Here is a 14,861-nt window from a genome sequence, read left to right as displayed (position 1 = left end):
CTATGTTGCATCGCGCTGGAACATGTAGACTTAACTGGTGTGTAACTATTCAGTAGGGTTGAGAGAGGGAAACGCGCCCATGCGATTGTCTCAGATGCTTTTTGTCACATTGCGGGAAGATCCAGCCGAGGCGGAGATTCCGAGTCATAAGCTGCTGGTACGGGCAGGCTATATTCGGCGGATTGGTAGCGGGGTGTATTCCTATCTGCCGTTGATGTGGCGCGTGCTCAAGAAGGTATCGAAGATTGTCCGGGAAGAAATGGACGCAGCCGGAGCGCAGGAGTGCCTACTGCCGCAAATTCAGCCTGCCGAGCTGTGGCGCGAGTCCGGTCGCTGGGATACTTACACCCAAGCCGAAGGCATCATGTTTGCCCTCACCGACCGTCAGCAGCGAGAGCTGGGTTTGGGGCCAACCCATGAAGAGGTGATTACGACAATCGCCAAGGAGATGATTCGCTCCTATCGTCAGTTGCCGCAGAATCTCTACCAAATTCAAACCAAGTTCCGCGACGAAATTCGGCCTCGCTTTGGTCTGATGCGGGGTCGCGAGTTCATCATGAAGGATGCCTACTCGTTTGATGCCGATGAGGCAGGGCTGGAAGAGTCGTATCAGAAGATGTATACGGCCTACTGCAACATTTTGCGGCGGACAGGCTTGGCGTTTCGGGCAGTGGAAGCCGATTCTGGTGCGATCGGAGGTGCAAAATCCCAGGAGTTTATGGTGCTGGCAGAAGCGGGTGAAGACGAAGTGCTCTACACCGAAGATGGCCAGTATGCCGCCAACGTCGAGCGTGCCGTATCGCTACCTGCTGATGCTGAACCCTCACCGTTCAAGCAATACGAAAAGCTGGTTACGCCAAACACTCCAACTATTGCGTCCTTAGCAAAGTTTCTTGATTGTTCTCCAACACAAATTGTGAAGAACGTTCTTTATGACGTTCGATATCTGCGGCAATATTCTTCACTTGAGTTTAGGATGATTGTTCTTGTTTCTATACGAGGAGATCAAGAAGTTAATGAGGTTAAGTTGCAGAATGAGCTTTCGAAGCTGGAAGAGAATATAACTATTGTTTCTCTACAAGCTTTAGAAACTTCAGCACAGATGGCTTCAGGATTAGAACCTCTTCCAGTTGGGTACATAGCTCCCGAGCTTGATTGGAGCAAGTACTTTACTACTACACTCAAGATTGAATCAGAAGAAGATCTAAAGAGAGTTTTCTCTCTGTCATCCATAACCTTGGCGAGAAAAGTATGGAGGCAAATACCTTCTTCAACAGATCTGTCAAATCCCTCTAATACCTTAAGGGAGATAGAACAGGCTGTAAATAAATATCTTCGCAGTGAAGAAGGAAAAGGAGAAGCTGTTACTGGTGATAACCGTGATGAACTAACTGATGTAGACGGACTAAAGATGAAAATCTCTGCTTTACAAGCACTATTTGAAAGAGGCGAAAATCTTGTAAGGTTTGAACGATTAGTCGATCAAACAGCAGTAGATCTCAAAAACTTCGTTACTGGTTCCAATGATTCTGGGTATCACGTCGTCGGAGCAAACTGGGGCGACCAGTTTACACTGCCTGACAACGTAGTAGACGTGCGGAAAGCCGCAGCAGGCGATCGCGCGGTGCATGACCAAAGCCAAACGTTGCAAACCGCACGGGGCATCGAGATCGGTCACATCTTCCAGTTGGGCATCAAATACTCCGAGGCAATGGGCGCGACCTATACCAACGAGCAGGGTGAAGAGAAGCCGCTGGTTATGGGCTGCTACGGTGTTGGTGTATCCCGTCTCGCACAGGCCGCCGTCGAGCAGTCCTACGATAAAGATGGAATTATCTGGCCAGTTGCGATCGCACCTTATCATGCCGTTGTTGTCGTCCCCAACATCAGCGACGAAAACCAAATGAAGACTGCCGAGCAAATCTACAACGAGCTAAATGCGGCGGGTGTAGAGACGCTGCTGGATGACCGGGATGAGCGAGCCGGAGTCAAGTTCAAAGACGCCGATCTGGTGGGCATTCCCTTCCGGATTGTCACAGGTCGGTCACTGAAAGACGGCAAAGTAGAAGTCGTAAAGCGGGCCGATCACGAATCGCAGGATGTACCCGTTGAAGAAGTCGCCTCGCTGATTAAACAGTGGGTTGACACAGCGCTAACATCCTAAAAATGTGGTAGAGGCGTTTAAACCTTTGTAGGGGCGAATGGCCATTCGCCCCTACGGGATGTTTGGGTCCGTACAGGATGCTCTGTTTAGAAATGCAATTGTGAATTCCTAAACGGTAGGTTCTTGAGCCAATTCAGCCGTTGAAGATCGACGTTTGGCCTTATTCACCGGGTCCATCCAGCGTTCTAAGAAGCTAAAGAGCTGAGACGACAACAGCGTCAGCACCAAATACATCGCGGCAACCGCAATCAAAATCTGGAACACGGCATAGTTATTGGCATAGATGAGCTGACCTCGACGGAACAATTCTTCGACGCCGATCACAGCAACCAGACTCGTATCTTTCATCAGGGTAATAAACTCGTTACCCAGCGGCGGAATCATGCGGCGAAAGGCTTGCGGGAAAATGATGTACCACATGGTTTGCGCCGAACCCAGACCCAGCGACTGAGAAGCTTCTTGTTGCCCCAGTTCAATCGACTGAATACCACCTCGCACAATTTCGGCAATGTAGGCCGCCGCGTTGAGCGACAGGGCGAGAACGGCAGGCAGCAGCCGATTGGGATAGCGAAACTCTAGATCCAATCCCCCAGCCAGGGACGGGATGCCAAAGTAAATCATGAAAATCTGCACCAGCAGTGGCGTTCCGCGAAAGAAGTCAACATAGACCCGCGTCAACCAGCGCAGGGGCAGAATCGGTGACAGACGAGCAACACCAATCAGCGATCCAAAAACGAGGCCAAATAGAACGGCTAGGGCCGTTAGCTCAACCGTGATCAGCGCCCCGCGCAGCAGGTTGGGAAGAGCAGCGGCGATAATCTCCATTGACCGTGCTAGATCAATTGCTCCAAGAATCAGCACAATACAGGCTCCATTTAAGTGAATGACATCAGTAGGACTTACGCACTTGACAAGTTTTACAGCTTGCAGGATCCCCCCGGCTATCGCCACCCCCCTTATTAAGGGGGGCAGGGGGGATCATAACTCTATCAGTAGCGTTGGCTAGGCTAAATTGCATAACTCCTAATCAAGTCGAGTTAAGAACCGAGCATTCTGAACACAACCTATGGCGTGTAGTTTTCCGGTAGCTCAGGCGGTTCAGTGCCAAACCACTTTTGATAGATCTCCGCGTACGTGCCGTTGGCGATGATCTCATCTAAAGCCTGATTAATCGCCTCTAGATCCTCGGAACCTGTCGGCAAGGCGATGCCGTAATACTCCGATGTCAGTTGTTCACCCACCACTTCCAGATCATCCAAGTTGCCCTCTTTGATGGCATAGAGCGTCACCGGGGCATCGTTGATCACGGCATCAACATTGCCGTTTCGGAGTTCTTGGAGTGCCAGTGGAGCCGAATCAAAGGTACTCACTTCTGCACCCGATACTTCATTCGCCTTTTCTGCGCCTGTGGTACCAATTTGAACGGCGATGCGCTTGTTTTCTAGATCTTCAAACGACTGCACCGTACCTTCATCCTTGCGAGTTGCGATCGCAAGTCCAGCCTGAAAGTACGGATCGGTAAAATCAACATTTTCTTCCCGTTCAGCGGTGATCGTCATGCCGCTAATCGCTGCGTCTACCGTACCCGCTTGCAGTGCCGGAATAATGCCGTCAAAGGGCAAGCTCTCAAATTCGACTTCATAACCGGCTTGTTCGCCAATCGCCGTCATCAGGTCAATATCAAAACCCTCTAGGCTACCATCTGCGGCCTGAGCTTCAAACGGTGGAAACGCAGGTTCAGTGGCAACGGTCAGTGTTTGGGCACCGTCGGCTGAGGCTGCGCCGTCTCCACTCGCCGTATCAGTGCCGCCACCACCGCAGGCCGTGACCAACAGCAGGGCACTCAATCCTAAACATGTTTGTCGCAAAAAGCGCGATCGCGTTAATCGCGTCGAGTCAATCATAGTCATTTGATCAATATGTAAATGTTTGTCATCAATAACGAACCAATAAAACTCAATCCCAAAATAGAAAGATGCCTAGAAGACCTCTTCCGCTTTTTCAGATTTGGAGTCTATTTGTGTCAACTTTCTTAACAGAAACAACTGAATGGAGAGACTGATATAAACAGCTTTGCTGGATTAATCCGCCGCCATTGTAATCGTTCAGCCAAAAATATTTCGTAGCAACGAAGTCTATCCTAAATTGCAGGACATGATAAGCATGCTGAGCTAATTGCTGCTCTATTGCGGCATTGTCTATTGTAGTTGTCTACTGCCGCTATTTACTGTCGTTGTCTAGTTGTCTACTGTATTCCTGAACCATAGCACTACTTCATAAAGCTGGTATGAGTCCATAGACGATTTCGGGCACTCTAGGACAAACAATTTGTTCCAGTTGTCGTTCAAAGGTTTTTCATGAGTGCAGACCAGCCGATTCCCCTACTCTACAGCGGTCAAGCCGGAAACTATTTTGGTACTGAATACGAAGCGTTACCGGCATCCGCACATGCCAGCGTTCACCAGGTTGGGCAACTTCTCCTGGATCAAGGTCTAACGTATTTAGGAAAATTAACCTGCTCTCAATTTGACCAGATCGAGATTTACGCCTATGCCACATCGGATCATTGCATTGTTGTTTCAGTGATGGCGACAGAATCCGGTTTGAGCGGGATTGATTGTGTTGCGAAATTCGCAGACGACAGCTTTTTGACAACGACCACCACACAAATTGTCCAGAACGTCTACGACGAACAGCAGCTCTTTCGCATGTCGTTTCCCGGACTCAGTGCGGTTGCGCTTTTGGAGCAGCATCTGACAACTGTGCAAGATTTCGAGCAACAGCATGGCGCGGCACAGGTCATCTTTGCAGACCTGTTGACAGTGGCTCAAATGGTCGATGAGTACACTCTCCGTCAGGAATCAAATGCAGGACATGGTTGGCTACAGTTTGCAGGTGCATTGGCCCAGGCTGGTGTGGCTCAGATGATGGGCGATGATTCTGACTATTTCGAAGACGAGGATGATGAATCCGATGAATATGATGAGGATGCCGTTGAATACGATGAAGAAAATGCATCACCCTTGATTCGAGCCATTCTTCAAGATGATTTAGCTCAGGTTAAACATTTTATAGAAGCAGGTACAGAGCTGAATCCTAGCGGTTGGGATACAGCAGTTCCTCTAGTGGCAGCCGTTTACCGAGGCCAGCCGGAGATCATTCAAACCCTGATTACTGCCGGAGCCAATCTAGATTTACTGGACTGGTCGGTTAATGCTCGGCCTTTAGGCATGGCAATTCAGCAAAATCGCTCAGATCTGGTCAAACTGCTGTTGGATGCTGGAGCTTCTCCAGAAGGAGGCACGCTCGAAGAAACTGGCTTGGCAGTCGCAATCACTAAAGATAATCTACCCATTTTGCAACTATTGCTGGAGGCAGGCGCAAATCCAGACGCCGGTATGGAAGATGACTATCGGGCGATTATGCAGGCGGCCCTGTACGGTCGCTTGGACATGGTGACAGCCTTAGTAGAGCATGGCGCTGATGTCAATGCCTGGAGCCAAGGGGAAACGGCCATCATGAGTGCTGCTCGGGGCGCACACCAAGCGGTTTACGATTATCTCTATCATCTTGTTGATGAAGAGACTCGTCGCTATGCCGATAAGCATGGTCAAAAGGAGATGGCTAACGCCATCAAGCGGAAAGCCCGTGAAGCTAACAAGCAGGCAGAACAGCTCGGCGATGCGGCGCTGTTCGGGAAACTGGCCAAGGTGCAGCAACTGCTGGCAGACGGAGCCGATCCCAATGTCATTACCAAATCCGGTAAAAGTCCGCTGATGCTGGCCGCGATGTACGGCCACAAAGAGGTGATGATTGCACTTCTGGATGCTGGAGCCGATCCAAACTTGCGTGGTGATGAAGAGTTTGATGAAGGTCAAACGGCCTTGATGTATATTGCCAGCAGTTTCTTTGCTTCTAACCGAGCTGAAGTGATTCGGCTGCTGGTTGAGCATGGAGCCGATGTGAATGCCCAAAATGATAAGGGCCAAACTGCGCTGATCATTGCAGGAGAAAACGTCGATGCCGTCAAAGCACTGATTGATGCGGGTGCGGATGTTAATCTGCGAGATAATGAAGGCAATACAGCCTTGATGATGGGGACTTGGGCCGTCCAACAGTTACTTCGTCAGGCAGGTGCATCTGAAGAGGGTCTCAATGATGTGGCCTTGGTTGAGGCCGCCAGTCACGGTAATCTGGCAAAAGTAGAAGAACTATTGCAAGCAGGTGCGAACCTGAATTACAGCGATGGCAGTGCCTTGGTTGCGGCCGCGGGTAGCGGGAATATGGCTGTTGTTGATCGTTTGATTCAGGCCGGTGCAGATGTCAACCGGGGATGGCGAACTGGGTTTACGCCAATTGCAGAGGCAGCCTATAGAGGCGATCTGGATATCGTAGAGCGATTACTTAGTGCTGGGGCCAATCCCTTTCAGCGGACTCACGATGACGAGTTTGATGATGCCCTCGACTACGCGCGACGCGGACAAGCCGAAGGACATCATCCTGATAAAGATTATGCGGCGATTATTGATCTGCTCAGTCGTCAGCCACGTTAACACCATTGGGCATTGCCAAGTATTGTCAAGTCGGATTTGGTGTTACAAGTGCGGCCTTGCCGCGCTATTAAAACGTCCGTTTAACTGAGCTGGTTACAGCTATAAAACACAAAAGGACGGTTGGTGTGCCAACCGTCCTTTTGTAAGAGAGAGCGCGTATTTCTAAGGTTGAGAAACTGCAGCCGTAGGCTCTGACGATTCAGCCATGACTCGCTGCGTCAGAATTTCCAGTGCCTTGGCAAACTGTGGATCAGCCGAGGTACCAATTTGCGTCCGATCTTGCGAGAGTGCTTCTCGCTGCTCGTCCGTCAAATCAAGTTCAATATCTGGCGCGATGCCCTGTTTGTTGATGTCTCGGCCACTTGGCGTCAGGTACTTTGCAACCGTGATGGCAATGCCAGAACCATCTCCTAAACCTCGAACTGACTGCACTAGACCTTTACCAAAGGTTTGAGTGCCGACAAGCACTGCACGTTCATTGTCTTGAAGTGCGCCAGATAGAATTTCACTGGCACTGGCAGAACCACCATCTACTAGGACAACGAGCGGCTTATCGGTTAGTGCCCGATGGTTGGCTACCTGCCGATCCGATTCACCTTGCCGATCAACGGTTGAAACAATAGTGCCGTCTTCGAGCCACATGCGCGCGATGTCAATGCTGGAATAGAGCAGACCACCTGGATTAGAGCGCAAATCTAAGATATAGCCGTTTACGCCCTCTTCTTCTAGCGTGCTGATTGCATCCTGCATTTCTTGTGCTGCGTTAGCACTAAACTGAGTTAGGCGAATATAGCCGATGCTTCCAGCCGGACTTTGCTGCTGGCTGTAACGAACCGGGTGAATTTCGATTAACTCTCGATCTAACTCGAAGTCTATAATTTCGCTTTCGCGCCGGATGGTTAGCGTAACTTGGGAACCAACTGGGCCACGGATTAGATTGACGGCATCATTCAAATCCATTCCCTCAGTGGATTGACCGTCGATGGCAGTGATAACGTCTTTTGCCAAAACCCCAGCTTTAAAGGCGGGTGTGTCTTCAATGGGGGCAACGACTAACAAATCATTGGTTTCTTCGTCCTGGGCAAGCTGAATGCCTACCCCTGTCAGTTCACCAGAGGTATCAATCTGCATATTGCGGAACTCTTGCGGATCCATGAAGCGAGTATATGGATCATTCAAGGTTTCCAGCATCTCTTGAATGGCAACATAAGCCTCTTCGCGATCGCTATATTCACGCTCTAAATATTCAGTGCGTAGCGCCCGCCAGTCAACCTGATTGAACGTCGCATCAACGTAGTTTCGGTCGATGAGCTGCCAAACTTCGTCAATTAGTTCTTTCGGACTGTCACGAAAAAAGGCTTGGCTCTCTGAAAAATGCAAGCCAGCCCCTGTAATCGTTACAGCGGTTACGGCGACGGCGGTCATGCCTAGTACAAGGCCACGCTTGGTAATTGCCATATTGATATTGAAAACACTGCAAGGAACGGTACGCTCAATCTAACACAGTTAACTTTGGAAGCGCCGCTCTTGAACCAAACCGTAGAAGGATTTAACAGAATTAATACATAATAGTGTGATATCCGAACTGCGATCGCACAGAAACTCAAAAAGGTCACTTTGCTGCCGCCGCGCAACAGCAAAGTGACCTTTTTAGGTTTAGATGGATCTTCTAGGTTGTGGTGTCAAACACGAGAGTAGCGGTGTGAGAACCTACTCTTCCATTTGCTCCGTGCTACCATCGCCCAGCCAGTCAGTGTGATACACACCGGACTTATCGACTCGCTTGTAGGTGTGGGCACCAAAGAAGTCGCGCTGGGCCTGGGTGAGATTTTGGGGCAGTTTTGCCGTGCGATAGCTATCAAAGTAATCCAGCGATGCACTAAATGCGGGTACGGCTATACCCAGCTTAGCGGCCACCTGAATGACCTCACGCCATGCCTCTTGGCGATCCAGGATTGTTTGCTTAAACTCTGGAGCCAGCAGTAGATTCGGCAGTTTCGGATTGTGCTGAAAGGCGTTTTGAATCTTACCGAGGAAGCCAGCCCGGATGATGCAGCCACCTTTCCAAATGCGGGCAATTTCGCTCAGATTCAGATCGTAGTTAAAGGTGTCGGATGCTGTACTCAGCAGGGCCATACCCTGAGCGTAGGAGCAAATCTTAGAACAGTAGAGTGCGTCCCGGATTTTGTTGACAAAGGCTTGTGTGTCGCCATCATACTTACCCGATGGCCCAGATAATTCCTTAGACGCCGCTACACGCTCATCCTTAATAGACGACATGATGCGGGCATTCACTGCGGCAAAAATAGTCGGAATGCTAACCCCCATTTCTAGGGCACTAACAACCGTCCAGCGTCCGGTTCCTTTCTGGCCAGCGGAATCGAGAATCACCTCAACCAGCGGCATTCCAGTGTCGGCATCCATCTGCTTGAACACATCCCGCGTAATTTCAATCAGGAACGAGTTCAGCTCTTCAGTTTCATTCCACTCGGCAAACACTTGATGAAGCTGTGTATGATCTAAGCCCAACGTATTCTTGAGCAGATCGTAGGCTTCGGCAATCAGCTGCATGTCGCCGTACTCAATACCGTTATGTATGGTTTTGACGTAGTGTCCAGCGCCGCCAGGGCCAATGTAGGTCACACAAGCTCCGTCATCAACCTGAGCCGCGATTTTGGTCACGATGGGCTCAATCGAATCGTAAGCAGCTTTTGTGCCACCCGGCATCATGCTTGGGCCGTTTAAGGCTCCTTCTTCACCACCGCTGACGCCCATACCAATGAAGCGTAGACCCGTGGATTCTAGATCTTGGACACGACGCTCGGTGTCTTGATAGAGGGAATTACCACCGTCGATGATCATGTCATCTGGATCGAGCAGCGGCTTGAGCTGCTCAATCACCAAGTCTACGGGTTTGCCCGCCTTGACCATGACCAGAATGCGACGAGGACGCTCAAGAGAGGCTACAAACTCTTCTAGGCTATAGGTTGGCTTGATATTCTTACCTTCTGCCCGCTCTTTCATAAAGTCATCGGTCTTGGAGCGGGTACGGTTATAAACGGCAACGGGAAATCCATTGCGTTCAACGTTTAGGGCTAGGTTCTCGCCCATGACGGCGAGACCAATAACGCCAAAGCTCTGCTGTGTCATATGGGTTTCTGTCTACTCTGGACAACGCAAATCGTTGCGACAGGGGGTGTGAGACATTACGTATAACGTAAACTATACCTAAAATGCCTCACCTAACCCCATCGGCGGTTGCTTTCAGGGTAGACAACATTTTTAGCAAGGTTCATCTGCCCAAAGGTTTTCTTTAGGCTCGTTATGAAAGACACACAGACTATCGTCTATTGGATAAGTAATACTTATTCAATAGACGGCTTATTCCCCTTCAAGATTCTGCCGATGACAACCCCAGATCTGCCGGAACCGCTCCGCTAGTCGGGAGTTCCAAACAGTATCCAGCACCATAAACCGTTTTAATGTATTGCGGATGGCGTGGATCGGGTTCAAGCTTTGTCCGTAAGTGGCGAACATGAACTCGAATGGTTTCGATATCGTCGTTCGGGTCATAGCCCCACACTTCCTTGAGAATTTCACTGGGCGAAACGGTTTGACCGTGACGCTGTAGAAGACAGTGCAGCAGCTCAAATTCAAGATGAGTTAGCTTGACGGTTTTGTCAAACCAAATCGCTTCAAAGCGTTCAGGCACCAGCGTTAACGGCCCATAGTTGAGAATCTCGCTATGCTTGGCCGCTTGGGGGATTCGATCGGTACGCCGGAGCAGTGCCCGCACTCGCGCCAGCATTTCATCCACCTCAAATGGCTTGGTGAGATAGTCATCAGCTCCAGCATTGAAGCCTTCTACTTTATCTTGGGTTTGTCCCAATGCGGTTAGCATCAAGACTGGAACATCTGCCGTCCGCTCATCGCGCCGTAGCCGCTGACAAATTGTAAAACCGTCTACCTTCGGTAGCATCAGGTCCAGGACAATCAGATCAGGCATCAACTGTACGGCTAAGGCTTGCCCTTTGATGCCGTCAGCAGCTTGGCTAACATCATAGCCAGCCATCTCTAGGTTGACACTGACTAGTTCTGCGATCGCAGGATCATCATCAATAACGAGAATTCGTGGCATGTTCCGAATCTATATCTTTTTCTACAGGGTCTTACGTCTTGTAACGATTATTGCCGAAATACTTTAGACTTCGAAGATTTATATAGAACTCTGTACCGATTATAAGCACGTCTGCCTAATCTTTTCAGGCGAATCCCTGATTCGTTGCATTGATCGATACTAAAATCGGGCCAAAGCAGCGGATTAATTCGCCGATGTTGAGCCATTCAGGCCAAACAACCAGCAAAACAAAATCTGCGATCGCACCTGCCTCAATTTGCTGTGTGTATACACCACATGTGCAGATGAGATAGCAGATCAAGCCCTTTGGCGACGCTGCATTTAGAGAACAGAGATCTAATCAAAACTAAGCGAGCATACCACAACCTGAGCCTTCAATCTACGTTGCAGTCTATGTGTTGCAGTCTAGTTGACTAAACTCCCCAGGCAAGATTCGAACTTGCGACCAATCGGTTAACAGCCGACCGCTCTACCGCTGAGCTACTGAGGAAGGCGGATTTTATCCTACTTGAAAACAGGACAAATTGTAAACCTATTAGCGGCATATTGATCGCAGAACTTACGCCTGCTTGCAAGCTTACTTCTGCTGAATAGATTAAACTCCCCAGGCAAGATTCGAACTTGCGACCAATCGGTTAACAGCCGACCGCTCTACCGCTGAGCTACTGAGGAACGACGCGAATTTCATATTACTGACTCAGGGGACAGTTTGACAAGGGGTAAAGCCAATTTTTTTTGAACTTTTTACCAGGTTCACGATTCTCGCTCTGTCAAACCCAATCGCATTTCTGCTAAACGAGCTTGAGCCTTGGGATCGAGCGAGCTGAATAGGAACCGTTTGCTGGAGGAACGGGCAGGCTTCTGACGGCGACGCACCTGATGGCGCGCCAGATCGACATCACTAATTAAGCGATGGGCTGACATCCATTCTGCGCCATAACCCACGACCGTGAGCTGTTGTGCTCGGTCAGATGTGGCGACAATTAGCCGCTGAGAGAACTTGCGCACATCATGTCGAAACATGGCACAGGCTTTTTCAATATAGGAATCTGCGGTTTGACCAAAATCCGTGTAGTGAATGGAAACATGCTCGGTCACGGCTTCTGGCACTGAAGGATCAATCTGCCCATAGGCATCAAAGACAATCCGCGTATCAAATCCCTTGAATGTGCTGTATCCGGTGAGCGCTTCTACTAGATCACGACGGGCATCTTCTAAGCCATGCTGATCTCGAACGCGCTCTAGCCGGGGCCAAGCGCCAATAATGTTATAGCCATCGACGAGTAGAACCGCCTGATAGGAGCGACGTGCCATTGTTACAAGGTGTACTAAGTGGGCAGGAGCAGACCGTTAATCTTTGTTTCATTTCTTAATGATATCAATTCTGATCCAGGCTGCTTCATTGTGCTGGCCGGATTGTGCGCTCGATTTGCCAGTAACTTAATTAGAATGTCGGTTGCGCTGGGCTAATACTTTAGGACTTTACGATGAGATGCTGTTTGTTTTGGTTGCGATCGCAACGCTTCTGGCAGGTTATTTGGCCGCGATTGTGGACACACTTGGGGCTGGGGTGCAGCTTGTTGATCCTGGCGGTGGGCCTGCTGGGGTGTCAGAGTGGCCCAACGGATACCGCGCGGATCGGTAGCGCCAACGGTAACAGCGAGGTCGTTCACCTCACACTCTGGCAGGGGATCAGTCCGCCTAGTAATCGTGATGTTTTTCAGTCTTTAGTTGAGCAATTTAATCAGGCTCATCCCTATATTGAAGTGGAATCGCTGTATATTGGTCAGCCGGATCAGCAGATTCCTAAGATTTTGACGGGCGTGGTCGGTGGCGCTCCGCCGGATATTTTGTGGTATATCCCAACGTTTACAGGTCAACTAGTTGAACTGGAGGCGATTCTGCCACTGGATAATTGGCTCCAGGAAGATGGACGGCTGGAGCGGATTATTCCGACCCTACATGAATCGATGCGGCTGGAAGATCACTATTGGTCAGTGCCGTTTGGCACGAATAATGTTGGTGTGTTCTACCGTCCGTCACTGTTCGAAGAAGCGGGGATCACACAGTTGCCCCGTACTTGGTCAGAATTTGCGCAGGTGGCCGCCCAGTTAACTCGCGATCGCAATGGGGATGGCTTTACCGATCAGTATGGCCTCTGGCTATCTCTGGGCAAAGGCGAATGGAATGTGTTTGTCTATTTACCGTTTGTTTATAGTGCGAGCGGTGAAATTGTCCAAAATGGGCAGCCGGATTTAACCAATGAAGGTGCGATCGCAGCTTTGGAGTTTGCATCATCCCTGGTGCAAGACGGTGTGGTGCAGCTTTCTCCGCCAGAGCGCGGTTATGAAACCGATAGCTTCATGAGCGGTCAGGTGGCGATGCAGTTCACGGGGCCGTGGAATATTGGGCAGTTTGAGGAGTCAGGTGTGGACTACGATGTTTTTCCACTACCAATGCGAGATCAGCCTGCGGCGGTGGTGGGCGGTGAGAATTTTTTTGTGATGAAAACAACGTCAGAACGAGAGCAAGCAGCACTAGAGTTTCTCGACTTTGTGATTAGTGAATCGTTTCAAACCGAGTGGGCGCTGAAAACAGGTTACTTACCGATTAATCCCAATGTGTTGAATAGTCCCGACTATCAGGCGTTTGTGGCTGAGAGTCCGGCCCTTCAGATGTTTTTGCAGCAGATGGAGTGGGCGCGATCGCGACCCTTGATCCCCGGCTATCGCTACTTATCAGAAAACTTTGGTCGGGCGATTGAAGCGTCCCTGTTGGGTGAACCACCTGCGGAAGCATTGGCAGCGGCACAGCGGAGGCTGGAGTTGATTGTGGGACGTGATCAATAATTCAGAGTTGATGGAGAGGACGTGAGGGGGGCAGGGGAGTAGGGGAGCAGAGCAGGGGTGCGGGGAAGCAGAGGGTTCTGTTGGTAGCCGTAACTTAAGCTTCATGTTTCAAATAATGCTAGATATGAAAGCTCCTTTTCCCCCTTTCCCCTTGCTCCCTTAATAAAAACGACGTTAGAGAAGGAGAAATGTACTGAGATGTTTAAGCCTTGCCAACTGCCGCCACCACTAGAGCCAGGAGACTTGCTGCGGGTGATTGCGCCGAGTGGGACGTTGCGGGAGAGACAGGCATTTGAGCAAGGCGTTGAAATTTGGAGATCGCAAGGTTATCAGATTGAGTTTTGTCCGGGATACGACGACCGCAGTGGCTACTTGGCTGGAACGGACGAGCAGCGGCGGCAACAGCTCCAGCAGGCATTGAGTGATCCAGATTGTCGCGGCATTCTCTGCGCTCGCGGCGGCTGGGGCGGAGCGCGGTTACTGGAAAATTGGACATGGCCGGATGATTTTCAACTTGCTCCCAAGTGGCTGATTGGCTTTTCGGATGTGACAAGTTTGCTGTGGAGTTTAGCGACGCAGGGAGTCGCGGGGATGCACGGTCCGTTACTAACAACCATTGCAGCGGAACCGCCCCATTCTCTAGAGCGGCTGTTTCAGTTTGTGACTGGACGGGCAGAACTGGCACCATTGCAGGGTGATGGCTGGGTTGGTGGTCAGGCGACGGGATATCTATTACCCGCAAATTTGACCGTAGCGACTCATTTGCTGGGTACCGTAGCCCAACCCCACTTAAATGATGTGATCTTGGCGTTTGAAGATGTGGGAGAAGCGCCGTATCGAATTGATCGGATGCTGACTCAGTGGCGCATGAGTGGGGCGCTGAATGGCATTAAGGGAATTGCATTGGGCCGCTTTAGTCAGTGTGATCCACCCAAGGATATTCCGAGCTTTAGTGTGGAGGAAGTACTGCGCGATCGCACTTATGATCTCAATATTCCAGTCGTGGTTAACCTACCCTTTGGTCACGATGGCGAGAATGCTGCCTTGGTTGTGGGACGACGAGTTTGCCTGGACGGAGATCAAGGGACTCTGAGCTACTGCGAATAGAAACAAACCCATCTTGAGCTTGGGAATGAGCTGTGTGCACCGCGTACCGT

General features: G+C 50.2%; 10 protein-coding genes and 2 tRNA genes. 4 read left to right on the top strand and 8 right to left on the bottom strand.

Annotation, left to right across the window (positions count from 1 at the left end):
• Positions 1-79: 79 nt before the first annotated feature.
• The gene (gene proS / locus AC286M_RS25590) at positions 80-2,164 is read left to right on the top strand and encodes a proline--tRNA ligase (protein ID WP_488207063.1); all 2,085 of its coding nucleotides are present in this window, start codon (positions 80-82) and stop codon (positions 2,162-2,164) included.
• A 108-nt stretch (positions 2,165-2,272) separates the two neighbouring features.
• Here the strand turns inward: proS and AC286M_RS25585 are convergent, their stop codons facing one another.
• Entirely contained in the window at positions 2,273-3,025 is a 753-nt protein-coding gene (locus tag AC286M_RS25585) for an amino acid ABC transporter permease (RefSeq protein WP_488207062.1), read from the bottom strand.
• Between the two features lie 203 nt (positions 3,026-3,228).
• Positions 3,229-4,068 (bottom strand): basic amino acid ABC transporter substrate-binding protein, encoded by an 840-nt coding sequence (locus AC286M_RS25580; RefSeq protein WP_488207061.1) that lies wholly within the window; start codon positions 4,066-4,068, stop codon positions 3,229-3,231.
• Between the two features lie 453 nt (positions 4,069-4,521).
• Between AC286M_RS25580 and AC286M_RS25575 the strand changes: the two genes are divergently transcribed.
• Positions 4,522-6,717 (top strand): ankyrin repeat domain-containing protein, encoded by a 2,196-nt coding sequence (locus AC286M_RS25575; RefSeq protein ID WP_488207060.1) that lies wholly within the window; start codon positions 4,522-4,524, stop codon positions 6,715-6,717.
• Positions 6,718-6,879: 162 nt separating this feature from the next.
• Here AC286M_RS25575 and ctpC read toward each other — a convergent pair whose 3' ends face one another.
• The 6 genes from ctpC to AC286M_RS25545 all read right to left on the bottom strand — a co-directional run bounded on the left by ctpC (position 6,880) and on the right by AC286M_RS25545 (position 12,169).
• Positions 6,880-8,175 (bottom strand): carboxyl-terminal processing protease CtpC, encoded by a 1,296-nt coding sequence (gene ctpC / locus AC286M_RS25570; RefSeq protein ID WP_488207059.1) that lies wholly within the window; start codon positions 8,173-8,175, stop codon positions 6,880-6,882.
• Between the two features lie 252 nt (positions 8,176-8,427).
• Positions 8,428-9,867, bottom strand: a complete 1,440-nt coding sequence (gene gnd, locus AC286M_RS25565) for an NADP-dependent phosphogluconate dehydrogenase (protein ID WP_488207058.1) — start codon at positions 9,865-9,867, stop codon at positions 8,428-8,430.
• Positions 9,868-10,108: 241 nt separating this feature from the next.
• The gene (gene rpaA, locus AC286M_RS25560) at positions 10,109-10,855 is read right to left on the bottom strand and encodes a two component system response regulator RpaA (RefSeq protein ID WP_488207057.1); all 747 of its coding nucleotides are present in this window, start codon (positions 10,853-10,855) and stop codon (positions 10,109-10,111) included.
• 418 nt (positions 10,856-11,273) lie between these two features.
• Positions 11,274-11,345 (bottom strand) — tRNA-Asn (locus tag AC286M_RS25555).
• Positions 11,346-11,455: 110 nt separating this feature from the next.
• Positions 11,456-11,527 (bottom strand) — tRNA-Asn (locus tag AC286M_RS25550).
• 81 nt (positions 11,528-11,608) lie between these two features.
• Positions 11,609-12,169, bottom strand: a complete 561-nt coding sequence (locus AC286M_RS25545) for an NYN domain-containing protein (RefSeq protein WP_488207056.1) — start codon at positions 12,167-12,169, stop codon at positions 11,609-11,611.
• 173 nt (positions 12,170-12,342) lie between these two features.
• Here AC286M_RS25545 and AC286M_RS25540 point away from each other — a divergent pair, with 173 nt between their 5' ends.
• Together AC286M_RS25540 and AC286M_RS25535 are read left to right on the top strand one after the other, a co-directional pair.
• Positions 12,343-13,704, top strand: coding sequence for an ABC transporter substrate-binding protein (locus tag AC286M_RS25540; RefSeq protein ID WP_488207055.1), 1,362 nt, complete (start codon positions 12,343-12,345; stop codon positions 13,702-13,704).
• 198 nt (positions 13,705-13,902) lie between these two features.
• On the top strand, positions 13,903-14,811 hold the full coding sequence (locus tag AC286M_RS25535; protein ID WP_488207054.1) for a S66 peptidase family protein: 909 nt from the start codon (positions 13,903-13,905) through the stop codon (positions 14,809-14,811).
• Positions 14,812-14,861 lie beyond the last annotated feature (50 nt).

Source organism: Thainema salinarum CENA647, assembly GCF_057732415.1.
The sequence above is the reverse complement of the archived record's forward strand: the minus strand, read 5'-3'. Positions and strand labels throughout refer to the sequence as shown.